12 protein-coding genes are annotated in these 15,573 nt (G+C 50.5%); 10 read left to right on the top strand and 2 right to left on the bottom strand.

Features of this window, described 5'->3' with window-relative positions; all coding sequences use genetic code 11:
- Positions 1 to 140 precede the first annotated feature (140 nt).
- The gene (locus tag VF724_RS12375) at positions 141 to 2,036 is read left to right on the top strand and encodes a PrkA family serine protein kinase (protein WP_371754561.1); all 1,896 of its coding nucleotides are present in this window, start codon (positions 141 to 143) and stop codon (positions 2,034 to 2,036) included.
- A gap of 120 nt (positions 2,037 to 2,156) precedes the next feature.
- On the opposite strand, the gene VF724_RS12370 is transcribed toward VF724_RS12375, so the two are convergent.
- Together VF724_RS12370 and VF724_RS12365 are read right to left on the bottom strand one after the other, a co-directional pair.
- The gene (locus tag VF724_RS12370; protein ID WP_371754560.1) at positions 2,157 to 2,603 is read right to left on the bottom strand and encodes a LytTR family DNA-binding domain-containing protein; all 447 of its coding nucleotides are present in this window, start codon (positions 2,601 to 2,603) and stop codon (positions 2,157 to 2,159) included.
- Between the two features lie 99 nt (positions 2,604 to 2,702).
- Positions 2,703 to 3,833 (bottom strand): D-alanyl-D-alanine carboxypeptidase family protein, encoded by a 1,131-nt coding sequence (locus tag VF724_RS12365; protein ID WP_371754559.1) that lies wholly within the window; start codon positions 3,831 to 3,833, stop codon positions 2,703 to 2,705.
- A 401-nt stretch (positions 3,834 to 4,234) separates the two neighbouring features.
- Here VF724_RS12365 and VF724_RS12360 point away from each other — a divergent pair, with 401 nt between their 5' ends.
- The 9 genes from VF724_RS12360 (at position 4,235) to VF724_RS12320 (ending at position 15,557) form a co-directional block, all read left to right on the top strand.
- Positions 4,235 to 5,572, top strand: a complete 1,338-nt coding sequence (locus VF724_RS12360; protein WP_371754558.1) for an MATE family efflux transporter — start codon at positions 4,235 to 4,237, stop codon at positions 5,570 to 5,572.
- A gap of 502 nt (positions 5,573 to 6,074) precedes the next feature.
- Positions 6,075 to 9,146, top strand: coding sequence for an efflux RND transporter permease subunit (locus VF724_RS12355; RefSeq protein WP_371754557.1), 3,072 nt, complete (start codon positions 6,075 to 6,077; stop codon positions 9,144 to 9,146).
- Positions 9,147 to 9,337: 191 nt separating this feature from the next.
- Positions 9,338 to 11,452, top strand: a complete 2,115-nt coding sequence (locus VF724_RS12350) for an alkaline phosphatase PhoX (RefSeq protein WP_371754556.1) — start codon at positions 9,338 to 9,340, stop codon at positions 11,450 to 11,452.
- Between the two features lie 248 nt (positions 11,453 to 11,700).
- Entirely contained in the window at positions 11,701 to 12,270 is a 570-nt protein-coding gene (locus tag VF724_RS12345) for a class I SAM-dependent methyltransferase (RefSeq protein ID WP_371754555.1), read from the top strand.
- A 79-nt stretch (positions 12,271 to 12,349) separates the two neighbouring features.
- A complete protein-coding gene (locus tag VF724_RS12340) occupies positions 12,350 to 12,577 on the top strand; it encodes a hypothetical protein (RefSeq protein WP_371754554.1) in 228 nt (75 codons plus the stop codon).
- A 337-nt stretch (positions 12,578 to 12,914) separates the two neighbouring features.
- Complete coding sequence (locus tag VF724_RS12335) at positions 12,915 to 13,112, top strand: winged helix-turn-helix domain-containing protein (protein ID WP_371754553.1); 198 nt, start codon at positions 12,915 to 12,917, stop codon at positions 13,110 to 13,112.
- A complete protein-coding gene (locus tag VF724_RS12330) occupies positions 13,109 to 14,161 on the top strand; it encodes a sensor histidine kinase (RefSeq protein WP_371754552.1) in 1,053 nt (350 codons plus the stop codon). The genes VF724_RS12335 and VF724_RS12330 overlap by 4 nt, the downstream gene beginning before the upstream one ends.
- On the top strand, positions 14,158 to 14,841 hold the full coding sequence (locus VF724_RS12325; protein WP_371754551.1) for a hypothetical protein: 684 nt from the start codon (positions 14,158 to 14,160) through the stop codon (positions 14,839 to 14,841). The genes VF724_RS12330 and VF724_RS12325 overlap by 4 nt, the downstream gene beginning before the upstream one ends.
- A gap of 2 nt (positions 14,842 to 14,843) precedes the next feature.
- On the top strand, positions 14,844 to 15,557 hold the full coding sequence (locus tag VF724_RS12320) for a cytochrome c biogenesis CcdA family protein (RefSeq protein WP_371754550.1): 714 nt from the start codon (positions 14,844 to 14,846) through the stop codon (positions 15,555 to 15,557).
- Positions 15,558 to 15,573: the final 16 nt, after the last annotated feature.

Below are 15,573 nucleotides of genomic sequence, written 5' to 3'. Positions count from 1 at the left end.
TATATCATGCTGCCGCATGTTCGCCTTAATAAATCGTCGGAATTTCGGAAACTTATCCCTGTCCGCTGCATACGTATTATTACACTTTATTTTTTACTTGCGCAAGGGACTTGGGATGAGCAGTGGGGAAGGAGGTACACATGGACATTTTCAAAAAGATAGCTGATCATCGGTCGGAAACGGAAAGCTTGGCTTGGCGCGGAACGTTTCAGGAATATATTGAGATGGTCCGGCAAAAACCTCATTTGGCTATGACGGCGCACGCCCGCGTATACGAAATGATACAATCGCAAGGTGTCGAGGGAGAAAGCGGGAAAAGAAAATATAAATTTTTTGAACAGGAAATCTTCGGTTTGGAGCGGTCCATCGAGAAATTGGTGGAGGAATATTTCCATTCCGCTGCGCGTAGACTGGATGTCAGAAAAAGAATCTTGCTGTTGATGGGACCAGTCAGCGGGGGCAAATCGACGATCGTTACCATGTTGAAGCGGGGGCTCGAATTATTCTCCCGTACGGAAGCGGGGGCTGTATACGCCATTCAGGGATGTCCGATGCATGAGGAGCCTCTCCATTTGATTCCTCAGGAAATCCGCCCGGAAATCGAGCGGGAATTGAATGTCAAGATTGAAGGCTCGCTGTGCCCTTCCTGTCGAATGAGATTGAAAACGGATTACGATAACAGTATCGAAAATGTGATCGTTGAAAGGGTGTTCATTTCCGAGGAAAATCGCATAGGCATCGGCACCTTCAGCCCTTCCGATCCGAAATCGCAGGATATTGCGGATTTGACCGGCAGCATCGATTTTTCCACGATTACGGAATACGGTTCGGAATCTGATCCGAGAGCATACCGTTTTGACGGTGAGCTCAACAAGGCCAATCGAGGCCTTATGGAGTTCCAGGAAATGCTCAAATGCGACGAAAAATTTCTCTGGAATCTGCTGTCGCTGACTCAGGAGGGCAATTTCAAGGCAGGACGATTCGCGCTGATTTCGGCCGATGAACTGATTGTTGCCCACACCAACGAGGCGGAATACAAAGCGTTTATCGCCAATAAGAAAAATGAAGCCCTGCAGTCCAGAATGATCATTATGAAAATACCTTACAATCTGAAGGTTTCCGAGGAAGTGAAAATATACGACAAGCTCATTCGGCAAAGCGACATGCACCATATCCACATCGCCCCCCATGCATTGCGCGCAGCCGCCATTTTCAGCGTTCTCAGCCGGTTGAAGGAAACGAAGAAGCAAGGGATTGATTTGATCAAAAAAATGCGATTGTACGACGGGCAAGAGGTTGAAGGATTCAAGGATGCCGATCTGCAGGAGATGCAGCAGGAAAATACGGAAGAAGGGATGACGGGCATCGATCCGCGATATGTAATCAACCGCATTTCCAGCGCGCTGATCCGGCACGACCTGCAGTGCATTAACGCGTTGGAGGTCCTCAGGGCCTTGAAGGAAGGGCTGGACCAGCATTCCTCGATTTCTCGGGAAGATCGGGAGCGCTATATGAATTTCATCGCGATGGCCCGCAAGGAATACGATGAAATGGCCAAAAAAGAGGTGCAGAAGGCATTTGTCTACTCCTTTGAAGAATCGGCGAAGACGCTGATGGAAAATTATTTGGATAATATCGAAGCGTATTGCAATTGGCAGAAGCTGAAGGATCCGATTACCGGGGAAGAGCTTGATCCCGATGAAAGGCTGATGCGTTCCATCGAGGAACAAATCGGAATTTCCGAGAATGCGAAGAAGGCGTTTCGGGAAGAAATTTTGATCCGCATGTCGTCTTATTCAAGAAAAGGCAAAAAATTCGATTACAGTTCTCACGACAGGCTGAGGGAAGCGATCGAGAAAAAGCTGTTTGCCGATTTGAAGGATATCGTCAAAATTACGACTTCGACCAAAACACCGGATGAAAATCAGCTGAAGCGGATAAACGAGGTCAGCAAAAGGCTGATGGACGAACATAATTATTGTCCGGTCTGCTCCAATGAACTGCTCAAGTATGTCGGCAGCCTGCTGAACCGGTAAAAACCTTATTAAAATTTGTCTGATGCGAAAGAGCCGCTGTCGAAAGCTTCGACGGCGGCTCTTGAAACGGCTGCATATATGCGATGAACTTTGCCGGTTTCGGCTGCGGTTGCTCGTATCCTAATTGTCCTGCATGGAAATTTCGAGATTCGGGAGCTTTATCCTTCCCTTATTCGAGAGGTTGTCTGAAAGATTGAGTTGTTTATTCGTGTTTTTTGCGATGATGCTTTTTAATTGGTTTTTCATCACTTTTTGCTTGATCAGGGCAATCGAAGCGAATTTGCTTTCTTTGGTCGGATGTTCTTCAAAATAAATGTTCCCGTGCTTCTCATCGAGGTGCTTCATCCGGTTCAGGTTTACGAGATTGGTTTTGTCCAACAAATCGAATCCCTCGTCAAACAGGTGTTCCTCCAGTTCGGATAGGGTGGAAATATGATAGTAGGTCTCGTCCTGGGTATGATAGACGATGTTACGGTTTTCGATTTTGATGAAGAGCACATCTTTCAGATCAATTTGAACCATATGGGTTTTACCCGAATCGGTTTTCTTGATGACGGGCATCATCATGAGAATCACTCCGTTCCAAATACTACCTACTATTTTACTATAATTACAACTATTTGTAAACTTTTGAGGGACAGATGCCTCTAGGGTCTTCGGATCAATTCATGAATTTGAAGCCGGCAGCGTACCGCTAAAAAATTCTTCGAGGGTCCAGTTTTTCCGGTAAATCTGCTCGGCGATTTGTTTACCGACATAACGGATGTGCCATGGCTCGTAGGCGTAGCCTGTACTCTCTTCTTTTCCTTTCGGGTAGCGGATGATAAAGCCGAATTCATGCGCATGCGAGGCCAGCCATTTGCCTTCTACCGTATCCCCGAACGTTTCCTCCAGACCGAATTTCGCGCTTTGGGACGATACATCGATGGCCAGGCCGGTCTGATGCTCGCTGTGTCCGGGCTGTGCGCTGAATCTGCGCGCTTCCTCTTCCCCCTGATGCTTGACATTGTAACTGAATATCGTCTGCTGGGTCCGGTAAGAACGGTATCCGGAAACGCCAAACAGTTCGATGCCGTCTTTCTTTGCGGCGGCGAACAGCTGCTCCAGCGCATTGGCGGCTGCTTTTCGCAAATGTTTTTTTTCACTATCGCCGGCGAATGAAAAAGGAACATGAGGCTGCACAAGATCCATGGGGATATAATCTGCCGGCAGGCCCCGCTGCTTGTTCACCACAACAGCCGGATCCGCAGGATTGGTCACGACCGCCAGCCCGTCGGGCCCCGTGGTCAAAGTTTGCTGAAGCGAGTATTTGATCGATATCAGGCATTCGGCGGACTTGTCGGCATAACGGACGGTCACCTTGGCCGTGTCGCCCGTAACCGCCTTCGGCGAAACCGAGATGATACCTTCTTTGTTGACCGTAACGACATCGGGATTGCTGCTGGTGAAGGCGAAATCCTTTGGATTGGCAGCTTTCATTTCGTCTTTATCGGTTCCGTTGTACAGGATAATTTGGTTTTGTTTATCAAGCACTCCGTCAATTTCCAACGGCTGGAAGGCCTTCGCGCTGCTGTCTCCGACAGGAGGAAGGACAACCGAAGCGGGTTTGACGAATATTTGGGACACATTTTTCACGTCGGTGCTCCGGCTGTCGGCGGCGACGGCGGACGATGCCGGATTTGCAGTTTGTCCGGGGCCGCCATCGCTTTGTTTGGAAGCCGTACAGCCCCCCGCAAAAAGAGAGAGGGCCAGCGCAGCTGTAACAGCAAGCCAGGCCGTCTTGAATCGGTCGTTCATAACGACTGCCTCCAACAATTAGACGTCCATGCCATTTTCATGGCGCCAACGGATGATGAAAATGGCACGTTGAAGCTTCCCCGAAGAATTCACATTTATACTGAAAGTGGGCTACCTCTGCTGTTTCTGAAAATGAAAAATACCGACGCTTTAACGGTTTTTTCATTTTCAGAAAGTTAATTCAGGCCCGTTTTCAGTAGAATGGTTTTTTAGCGGAAGTGAATTTTCAGGATAGATGATTAGGTTCGAATCACAGACTTTATCATTCATTATGGATGATAACAGCAGGGACGTCCAGCTTTTGATTTGTGACAAATCTTTGAACGGCAAGTGTGAATTGACAGCTTTTGCGTCCCCGGTGCACAATAAGGAATGAACCTACATCAACGACGAGGTACAGTATGCTAAAAAGCTGGAAGAAGATTCTTTTCTTGGGTTTGCCTTCGGTTCTCTCCTTTGCCGCCATGACGGTAACCGGAACGATCAATCTGATTATGGTCGGTCATTTGGGAGCGATCGCCATCGCTATCGTCGGGGTGTCCAATATTATTATGTATAATGTTTGGGCGCTGTTCTCGGGAATCGGTCAAACCGTTAATTATCTCGTCGCTCAAAGTTACGGAGCCAATGATATGGACAGAGGCGTCAAACGGATTCAGCTCGCTTTGGTTATGGGCCTGGGCGTGGCGGTATTTGCTTTTGCCGCAGGGGCTACGGTTTCTGAACGTATCCTGTCCCTGATCAGCGGATCGGATCGCATGGCGGCCGCCGGCGAAGATTATCTTCGGTTGAGATTTTACGCAATGGCGTTCGGAATTTTCAATTTTGTATTTCACGGTTTTTTTCGGGGCGTCGGCGATACGAGAACTCCCGCGTTATTGTCGCTTGCGGGAAGTCTGGGAATGATTTTTTTTACTTACGTGTTGACTTACGGCAAGCTGGGTTTTCCGGAACTGGGGCTTGTCGGCGCCGGATGGGCGTTTTTTATCGGTGAAGCGCTGGGTTTGACAGGCGCATTGTACATGTATTTCATTCGTATGCATCCGCGTTTTCATACTCGTGTCCGGTTCGAGTTCAACCGGCCCGAGGCCAAGCTGATTGCGGCGGAAAGCGGAAAGCTCGGCATGCAGGAATTTGCGATGAGTATATCCATGTTCATCTTCACGGCGTTTGTCGGAAGGCTCGGGGCAAATGCGCTTGCCGCCAATGAGGTAGCGTTGAATGTCATGTCGCTGGGATTTATGCCGGCTTTCGCCTTCAGCGCCACAGCCACTATTCTGGTCGGACAAGAAGTGGGCAGAGGCGAACCGCTGTCCGGCCGCCGCTTGGGAACGGATACTGCAATTATCGGCAGTTTGTTTTTGCTGGTATTGGGCACCTTCGAATTTTTCTTTGCGGAACCGATTGCGAGCTACTATACAGCAGATTCGCAGGTGTCCGCGCTTGCGGCTGAATTAATCAAAATTTCGGCCTTCATGCAGATTTTTGACGGCCTGTTCAATTTTTATGCCGGCGGCTTGAGGGGGATCGGCGACACGTCTTTTTTGCTGCGGACCTCTCTGCTGTTCAGTCTCGCTGGCTTCGTGCCGTTGACTTATCTGCTTACCTTTATAATGGGTTTGGGGAGCGTGGGCGCTTGGGTATCCTTGTATCTTTACTTGACGGTGCTCGGCACAGCCCTGATGATCCGCTTTTATCGGACAGACTGGCTTAAGGTCAAAATGAAGGTATCGGAGTAAGAGGTTGTCCCATAAATCAAAAGTTGCGTTGAAAAGGTCGAGTGAGACCCGGCTTTCCGGGCTTGTATCCGGTTCCGGTTGCTATTGACTTAAGTTAACATCCAAGAGTCAAAGGCAAACGCTGAAGCTCCTCCGCCAAATACGAAGCCCTTTGCTCGGGCTGCTCGACAGGGCGTTAACGACACATGACTGAAAATGGGCCTGCCTCTTTAGGAGTAGAAAATAGTAAACAATCGAAGCAGACCCGCGCGAAAGAACCGCGGGCTGTTTTCATTCCCTATGAAACGGATCGACTCTTCCTGCCAATCAGTCTGGAAGGACTTACCCCTCCCCAGCATGTTGCACGGGCAGTCAATTGACGCCGTTAATCGGATCGATGACAAGCTCTTTCTTGACAGTATGGAGTCTGTCACATTTCCTTTCCCATTTCCTCTGACCGGATAACCTGCCTCAAATTTGTGGAAACATAGAACAAATGGACAGGAACCAGGAGGGAATCTTCGTGTCGCTGTTAACCCGATTCAGCTTGAAAAATCCCGTTGCCGTCGTCATTCTCGTCATCTTGATCATATTTGACGGACTTTATGCTTCAACCCGGTTTAAGCAGGAATCGATGCCCGACATCTCGATTCCGTATTTATTCATCACGGCAATCTATCCTGGGGCGTCGCCGCGGGAAGCTCAGAATGACGTCGCTCTGCCGATTGAACAAGCCCTGATGAATATCCCCGGGGTCAAATCGGTCATTTCCAATTCAGCCAGCGGTGTTGCCACCATCACGCTCGAATTCGGCTTTGATGCCGACATCGAAAACAAAAGATCGAAGGTTGAAGAGGCGCTGAACAACGTCCAACTCCCTGCACAGGTTCAACGCCCGAAGATCAGCAAAATTTCATTCGCCAGCGGACCGATGATGTACTCTTCCATCACCGCGGTGAACGGCACGTCGACGGAAGAGCTGCAGCGAATCGTCAAGAGCCGCATTGTTCCGGCACTGCAAGGGTTGGACGGCGTCGGCAGGGTGCAGACCTACGGTTTGCTGTCAGACGACATCTATATCAAACTGAACGCGCAGAAAATGAAGGCGCGGGGAATTTCGTTCCAGCAGGTTCTTCAGGTCTTCCAAGCGATGAATCTGTCCGTTCCGGCAGGGGAAGCCGTATTCGAGAAGATCAAGGTACCCGTAATTGTCACGGGCAGAGTGACATCCGTCGAACAATTGGGCGATCTGGTCATCTCCCCGTTTCCCCGGACCGCAATGAAGGATATCGCGGAAATCCGCAAAGGAACAGACATCCCGGAAAGCATCACCCGGGTTCAAGGGCAGCCGAGCGTCGCCGTCAATATCATCAAGAATCCCGACTCCAATACCGTCGATGTGTCCGAACGGGTCATGGAGCAGCTGAACAAATATGCGAAGAACAGCGATAAAGTGAAGCTCGATGTGATTTACGACGCCGCCAAGGACATCAAAAAATCGGTGGAAGGAATGATCAGGGAAGGACTGCTCGGAGCACTGTTCGCTTCCCTGTTGATTCTGCTGTTTTTGCGGAATGTCCGGGCGACACTGATCGCGATCGTCTCCATCCCGCTTTCCGTATTGGCGGCCATGTCGCTGCTCTATTATTTTACGAACGTGACGTTGAATATCATGACGCTCGGCGGCATGGCCGTCGCCGTTGGCCGTGTTGTGGATGACAGCATTGTGGTCATTGAGAACATTGTGCGCAGAATCCGGGAACAGAAAGCGAGGGTCACCAAGGATTTGATCAGGGAAGCCGCTGAGGAAGTGGGCGGTGCCATCACCTCGTCGACCCTTACCACGATAGCGGTCTTTGCTCCGTTGGGGCTGGTGAGCGGAATCATCGGAAAGATTTTCGCTCCGTTTGCGATTACGGTGGTTTTTTCGATTGCGGCATCATTGCTGGTCGCGGTCACGGTCGTCCCAATGCTGGCGTTTCTGTTCATGCGGAGCTCCAAGCCGAAGGAACACCGGCAAAGCGGGCTGACTGTCCAATATAAGTGGATTCTGTCCTGGTCCCTGAATCACAAGGCGGTCGTGCTGCTGATTTCCCTGCTGTTTTTGTCCAGCAGCTATTTACTCGGTCAAATGGTCGCGGTAACGTTTATTCCGGAACAGGAAGACAAATTTCTGATGTTGCAATTAACCATGCCGCCGGGGACGGAGACGACTGCGGTGGACGAGCAGGCCCGGGAATTGGACAGGAAGCTCCGCGAATCGCCGAACGTGCTGCTGTCCCAGGTGACTTCGGGCAAGCCCAAAGGGGAATTCGATCCGATGACGATGACATCCGGAGCCAGCAATCAAGCACTGTGGATTGTCAGTCTCGATCCGGAGACGGACGTCCTCTCTTTTATTGAACAAATAAAAAAGGAGTTGATTCCCGGCGTTCCCGGGGCCAAGCTGGATATCCAGGAATTGAGCGGAGGTCCCGCAGGGGCGGGAATCAATATCATCGTGATCGGAAATACGCAGACGGATATTCGAAATGCGGCAGCCGTCATCACCTCAGCGGTAAAGCAAATCAAAGGTACGGATCGTGTAACCAATACCTTGTTGGAGGAAACCGTCAGCGTAGAGATCCGTATCCGTCCAGAGGATGCGTTGAAATTCGGGATGACCGCTTATCAGGCCTCTGCTCTTATTCGGCCGATTTTGACGGAGCAGCAGGTTGGAAGAATCGGCAGCGGGAATGAAACGAATGATCTTTACATGAGTCTTGAGGGTGTCCCGCTCGGCAGTCTTGAGAGCATTCGCAATCTGCCGCTATTGGCTCAGGGAGGCCGGACGTTGACGGTGAAGGACATTGCCGATGTGCGGGAAATCAGCCAGCCGAGCGTGCTTCAGCTGCGCAACGGCGAGGATTATGCGATGATTACCGGAGATATTACGGATGATGATGCGGGAAGAGTCAGCAGGGAAGTGAAGGAGACGCTGGCCGGGTTGAAGCTTCCGGAAGGAACGGAGTATCTTCTGGAGGGAAGCAATAAACAGATTCAGGACATGATGGCCGATATGGGATTGGCTATGCTGGTGGCGGTCGGGATGGTATATGTGGTCATGGTGGCGGCATTTGGCGAAGGCAAGGCGCCGCTGGCGATTCTGTTCTCGCTGCCGTTTGCGCTGATCGGCGCGCTGTTGGGCACGGTTATCGCCAAACAGCCGATTTCCGTCTCCAGCCTGATCGGCATGCTGATGCTGATCGGGATCGTGGTGACCAATGCGATCGTGCTTGTCGATCGTGTACAGCACCGGTTGCAAAAAGGCATGATCATCCGCGAAGCCTTGCTGGAGTCCGGCGGCACTCGCCTGCGCCCGATTCTGATGACCGCGATTGCCACAATCTGCGCTCTTTTGCCGTTGGGGCTCGGATTGGGTGAAGGGGCGCTGATCTCTACGGGCTTGGCCGTGGTCGTGATCGGCGGTTTGGTGACGTCCACGCTGCTGACGCTGTTGATCGTTCCGATTATGTATGAGCTGCTTCACTGGGACAAAGTCCGCAGGGAGCTCCGCCGGGCGAAGCGGATGCCGCTTTCCGGGATCGATGAATGAGCGGATTGTTTCCAAATTTTAAAAACTATTTAAATATTATTAATCTCGTCTTAACGATTTATTAATCTAATTTTAATGTAAATATGGATCTATTTTTACATTCCCCAAACGTACAAGCTGTATTCTTGACAATGTCGCGATCAAAATGTGATCGGCAGGATGTACGATAATTTTTGGGGAGGGTTATTTGGATGAAAAACGGCTTCAAGAAACAGCTCAAAAAACAACTGAACAAAAATCTTTTGATTCCGGCATTAAGCGTGGCGTTGCTGGTGCCGGCGGTAACACCGGCTTACGCCGCGGCAAGCAAAAGCGCAACCATCAAATCGGTGGAGTTTATCGGCACGGATGCTCCGACAACTGCAGAAAACATGGCGAAGGTGTACATTACGGCTAAAGCGAAAGTAACCTTCAGCGACGGATCGGTTCAAACTTATCCTTTAACTTACAACACGATCATGAAATCGACAACAACATTTAACGGAATGGCCGCCGGAACTCCGATTGACGTAAACGGCAAGCCGATCATGGACAGCAGTAAAGGAACCCCGGTTCCTTATATCTCTGATGGGCCGGATGCCAATGCGCTGCTGCATGTGAACGGCAAAGATTCATTGTCCCTGCTGACCCACTATGAATATATTACGGTTGACAATGCCGGAAAATCCGCATACGGATTGGTTCCCGCATCTATGACATTGTCCGATATCGAACAGGATAAACAAACCGGCGCCCTGAAAGCGACAGCTCTCAAAAAAGTCGATTTTTCGTCTGTCGACGGTCTGTGGATTCCTTGCAACGGATCTCTTACTCCTTGGAACACCTTCCTGAGCAGCGAGGAATATGATGCGGATGCCCGCGCTTATGAAGCGGACAACAGCAAAACTTTCGTTTCTTCTTTCGCGGAAAAGTATTTCGGCGACGCCAAGAAAGGCAACCCTTACGCCTATGGCTTCCTGCCGGAAGTGACTGTTCATAAAGACAATTCCACAACTGTTGTGAAGCACTACAGCATGGGCCGCTTCTCCCATGAGCTCGGCAAAATCGCTCCTGACCGCAAAACCGCATTCTTCGGCGATGACGGCGGAAACACCATGCTGTTCATGTATGTAGCCGACAAAGCCGAGGATCTGTCCGCTGGTACGCTGTATGCGGCCAAATGGATGCAAAAGAGCGCAGACAATGGCGGTTCCGCAGATCTGAAATGGATCAAGCTTGGGACTGCCACCGACAACGAAATTAAATCCTACATCGACAAAGGCATCAAATTCAGCGATATTTTCGAAACGGCAGATAAAGATACCGAAGGGTTCACCAAAATCAAAACATATCCTTCCGGCAAAGTGGAATGGCTGAAAGTGAAGCCGGGCATGGAGAAAGCCGCCGCATTCCTGGAATCCCGCCGATATGGCGCCATGCTGGGAGCAACGAGCGAATTCAACAAAATGGAAGGCGTTGCGGTCAACAGCAAGGATAAGAAAGTATATGTCGCCATGTCCTATATGGAAAAAGCAATGGAAAAAGACAGCAAAGGCCAAGATCCGACCGACGATATCCAGATCAAGAAGATCAAAGCCGGCGTAACCTACGAGTTGACGCTGAAGGGCGGACAAAAAGACAGCGGCAATAATTACATCGACAGCAACTATGTTCCTTCCTTCATGCAAGGTCTGATAGTCGGCGAAGACCTGAAAGAAGCTGATCAATTCGGAAACACAGCCGCGGTTGATAAAGTCGCCAACCCTGATAACCTGTTCTTCTCAGAAAAATTGAGAACCCTGTTCATCGGCGAAGACAGCGGCATGCATGCCAACAATTATCTCTGGGCTTACAACATCGAAACCCAAAAGCTCTCCCGTATCCTATCCTTGCCTGCAGGTGCGGAATCAACAGGCTTGAGCGTTGTTGACAACATGAACGGATACACTTACATCTTGGGCAATGTGCAGCATCCCGGGGACGAAATGCTGTTGCCAGAACCGCTGAAAAGCGAGGTCGACGCATTGATCAACAAAAACTTCGACAACAAAAAAGCCGGATTGGTCGGTTACATCGGCGGCCTGCCGTTCAACGACCCGATGCTCAAAGCCAGCGACGCGGCTAAGGATCATTCCATCGATGCAGCTTGGGATAACCATGCGAAGCAGCTGACGTTGCGCAAAAACGGCAATACGCTGGTGGTAAAACAAGGACAATCCACCGCGACGCTGAACGGAATCGGCCGCACGCTGACCATGAAAGTGGAAAACGTGAACGGACGCATCATGATTCCGGAATCCATTCTTATGGAATTGCTGAATAATTAAAATTACAAAAATTACTTTTTAAACCCAAAAAGAGTGAGTGTGGTGGTCAGATTTTTATCAACACTCGCTCTTTTTCCTTCGCTTTGCCCATTTGAGCAGATTAACCGAGATTAACCGAACACTTTCTTTTGGGACAGTCTCTTTCAGTAATTCGGCATTTTTGTCAGGGGATTTTTGACAGAGGCTTATGAAAAGGATAAGATGGCAGTGAAGCTTCATTTCGGGAAACAATACGGGAGGAATGCCGAATGAGTGAAAAAAGATTTGATCCGTCCAATTTGCACAAGCTGGATAACCCTGAACGAAGAAAAGCGTTGCCGCCGGAGCAAATTCTCGGCCTGCTGAAGCTGAACGAAACGGACATCATATTGGACCTTGGGGCCGGGTCGGGGTATTTCACGATTCCTGCGGCACAGTTGACGAAGGGACAGGTTTATGCCCTCGAAGTGGAGAAACGGATGCTTGAGGCGCTTCGGGAACGTGTGGATGCCGAGGGATTGAGCAACGTGGAATTGGTGGAAGGGGCCATTGAAGAAATTCCTTTGCAGGACGGCTTGGCTGACCATGTCATTGCCTCCCTTGTCCTGCATGAGGTTGAGCCTCTTTCCAAAGGGCTGAAAGAAATTCAGCGGATGCTGAAGCCGGGTGGCAACTGCCTGTGCCTGGAATGGGAAAAGAAAGAAACCCCGCAGGGACCGCCGCTCCATCACCGGATCCATTCCGATGAGATGAAACAGGCGGTGGAGCAGGCGGGATTCACTGTGGAGAGCGTTACCTTTCCGACGGATTCGCATTACATTTTGATATTCGGCAAATAGACGAAGTCGGAAGCATGGATAAGAATACCCGATCCGGGAAAAATAAAGAACAAATTCCGACAACAAGGAGAGTCTCGTCTTGGAGCTGAATGATGTTCTTTATCTGATTTTGACAGGCATCATGTTAACGGGCGTAATTCTGGGAGCCGTTTTCGTCAGACAGGAGAAGGGGAATAGCTATGACAGCGAAGCGGCCAAGTTCAGGGTGAAGCATCCTGCCACAACCAACCCGATCATCTGGACGTACATCCTGTTTCCCGTTTTCTTGTTTTTACTGGCCTATTTGATTTACTCTTTGCTCACGTAAGGAGATTGACTTAAAGAGCGTGTTCAAAAAGGCTAGCGAAGAAAAAGGGATGTGACGGAGGAGCGGAAGTTTATGCTTCCGGAAGCAGTTTTCTGCGGAAACTTTTACGCCTTTAAAATCGTAAAAATAACCGCTAACACGTTCTTAAAAATGAGGAAACGGCAAATCATTAAAGATGCCTCTTGCATGGATCCGGCCGTATGGGTTTACCCGCTTCGGCCTGGGTTTAAGGAGGCATTTTATGTTTGATTTTTTTGCGATTACTTTAACGTTTCTTAACAATTGCCGGATAGGATTGGGATTGGCATGAAAAAAGGTTAAAATAGAGTAGTAAGGATTGTGCCTGACTCAGCACGAATTCCGGCTGCTGCATTTCTTGATGCGGCATCCGAACCAGATCTTGACGCGGGAACAAATACTCGATGAGCTGTATCCTCATGACGAAAAGTCGGTCATCGACCGCACCGTCGACGTGCATGTGAGCAAGCTGCGGGAAGGCTTGTTTTTCTCAATGCGATGGTTATCGGGGTTGTGATTTGGCTGACCGGGGTGTCTGTCAAGGATTTTGCCTGCTATCTGGTCAATCAAAACGGTTTGGTCGGTCGGGAAAAGACCGGTTTGTTCAACAGTACGATGGAAGTCTATCTTCTACAGGCGAGCATCATTACGGTGGCGGTAGCTGCCGTTATCCACTACTTCTTTGCCCGCCGGCTCGTCCGGCCGCTGCGGAGCCTTGCCTTTTCCGCCAGACAGATGACGGAGGGCAGGTATCCGCCTCCGATTCCGGTTTCATCCCGCGATGAGGTGGGACAATTGACTGTGGATTTTAACCGGCTGACCGCCGCTTTGCAGCGGGGGGAGAAAACCCGCAAGCAGTTGCTTAGCGATATTTCGCATGAGATTCGGACGCCGCTCAGCAATATCAACGGTTATTTGGAGGATTTGAGTCAGGGTGTGGTTCAAGGTGATCCGGAGCTGTATCAATCCCTTTATGAAGAATCGATGCGGTTGACCCGGCTTGTGGAGCAGCTTCATGAATTGGCGGTCTGGGGAGCCAAGGGGCTGAATAAATCCGCATTGCAGGAAATCCAAATCAAACCGCTGGTTCAGTCGATGTTTCAAGCGTTTGAGCTGGAAATGAGATCCAAGCATATACGCTGTGAAACGGAATTGGATGAGGGCACGATTCCCGGGCATGAGGACGGCATCAAACAGGTGCTGAACAATCTGCTCGGCAATGCGATTCAATACGATACCGGCGGTTTGATCCGGATCACCGGCAAATGGGCTACGGGGGAGTACCAAATCTCGGTGACCAATACCGGTCAGCCGATTCCGCAGGATCAGGCGGAGCATACCTTTGAACGCTTCTACCGGCTTGACCCTTCCAGGCAGCGGGCGACCGGCGGCTCGGGTCTGGGATTGGCGATTGTGAAGGAAATTGTGCGCCGGCACGGGGGAGAGGTTGCGCTTGTCTCGCAAGGGAACCGGCACACCTTCCGGATCTCGCTGCCTTTGCAGGGGGAAGCATCAGAGCTTGAAGAAAGCCGAAAGCCGGCATCAAGATCGGAGGATTTGCTTTGAAAATCGGGCCTTTTGTCGTCAATCCGGATTTATTGATTTTCCTGTTGTCCTCGTTAATCGGGTACATTTTGCTGAAGCTTAGACTGCGGTCCGACGCTGCAATGCACAAAAACGTCAGTGACACGCTGGTCAATGCGCTGATTTTATCGATCTTTGTCTGGAAGCTGAGCCCGCTGGTGTTTGATTTTCGGTCGACCATTCAACAGCCGCTTTCGCTGCTGTATTTTAACGGCGGCGATCCGGGGATTCTGCTGGCGGTGCTTCTGTCCATGCTGTACATCCTGTATCGTGCGCGCAAAGATCAGGTTGGGTGGCCCGTTTATCTGGAAATGCTGTTCATCGGATATCTCGGAGCAAGATTTGCCTATCATGCGCTTGGGTACTTGTTCGGCGGTATGCTGGACACTCCCGCGCTGCTGCAAATGCTCCTGGCGGGCGGAACAGCCGTATGGATGCTGATCGGAGGGCAGCCGCCCGGGGAACGGAAGCGGACGGAGCAGACCGTTCTTTGGTACAGTTTGTTCGGGCTTTTCTTTACCTATTTGTCGCGGGATCGTGTTCCGCTCGTATGGGGATTCAGCGGCGAACAGGTGATTTACGTGCTTTCGGCTGCAGCGGCCCTGGGTTTAAGCCGTTTCAGCGGTGGAAAATCTTCAATGGAAATCAACGGGGAGGGGTAGTCATGGAAAATATCACGGTTTGGGTCGCTTTTACCGCAGGCTTGCTGTCATTTTTGTCCCCCTGCGTGTTTCCGTTAATTCCCGCGTACGTTTCCCATCTGACGGGAACGATGGTAAGGGATAACCGGATTGACGCCAATAAGCGTCTGCTGATGATCCGGTCGGTCAGCTTTATTCTCGGCTTTAGCGTCGTCTTCATGATCATGGGGGCGTCGGCCAGCATCATTGGCCAGCTGTTCGCTGAAAAGCGCGATCTGATCGAAAAAATCGCCGGCCTGCTGATTATCGTATTCGGACTGCAGATGGCGGGAATCCTGAAGCTGAAATTTTTGATGTACGAGAAAAAATGGGACGAAAGCAAAATTCGCGGCAAGGGGGCATGGACCTCCTTGCTGCTGGGGCTTGCCTTCGGCGCCGGCTGGACGCCCTGTGTGGGATTGGCGCTTTCGTCGATTTTGCTGCTGGCGGGATCATCGGAAACGATGCTGTCCGGCGTTTTCATGCTGTTCGTCTATTCGATGGGCATGGGACTTCCGTTCCTGCTCATCTCCTGGCTCATTACATATTCGCTGTCGGTGGTCAAAAGGGTCAACAAATGGATTCCGGCGCTGTCCGTCATCAACGGTTGGATCATGATCGGGATGGGGCTTTTGCTGTTTTCGGGACAATTGCAAAGGATCAGCGCCTGGCTGACGCAGTTCGGCTATACATTTTGACATTCAAGGTGGAGGG

It is taken from the genome of Ferviditalea candida (assembly GCF_035282765.1).
Lineage (GTDB): Bacteria > Bacillota > Bacilli > Paenibacillales > KCTC-25726 > Ferviditalea > Ferviditalea candida.
Note: the sequence above shows the minus strand (reverse complement) of the source record. Positions and strands in the feature narration are given on the sequence as shown.

Bases quoted from the DNA above. Each gene is read 5' to 3' on its own strand.
- VF724_RS12345 (WP_371754555.1), top strand. From the start codon at position 11,701: ATGAGTGAAAAAAGATTTGATCCGTCCAATTTGCACAAGCTGGATAAC.
- VF724_RS12370 (WP_371754560.1), bottom strand. From the start codon at position 2,603: ATGATGATGCCCGTCATCAAGAAAACCGATTCGGGTAAAACCCATATG.
- VF724_RS12365 (WP_371754559.1), bottom strand. From the start codon at position 3,833: ATGAACGACCGATTCAAGACGGCCTGGCTTGCTGTTACAGCTGCGCTG.
- VF724_RS12350 (WP_371754556.1), top strand. From the start codon at position 9,338: ATGAAAAACGGCTTCAAGAAACAGCTCAAAAAACAACTGAACAAAAAT.
- VF724_RS12320 (WP_371754550.1), top strand. From the start codon at position 14,844: ATGGAAAATATCACGGTTTGGGTCGCTTTTACCGCAGGCTTGCTGTCA.
- VF724_RS12360 (WP_371754558.1), top strand. From the start codon at position 4,235: ATGCTAAAAAGCTGGAAGAAGATTCTTTTCTTGGGTTTGCCTTCGGTT.
- VF724_RS12375 (WP_371754561.1), top strand. From the start codon at position 141: ATGGACATTTTCAAAAAGATAGCTGATCATCGGTCGGAAACGGAAAGC.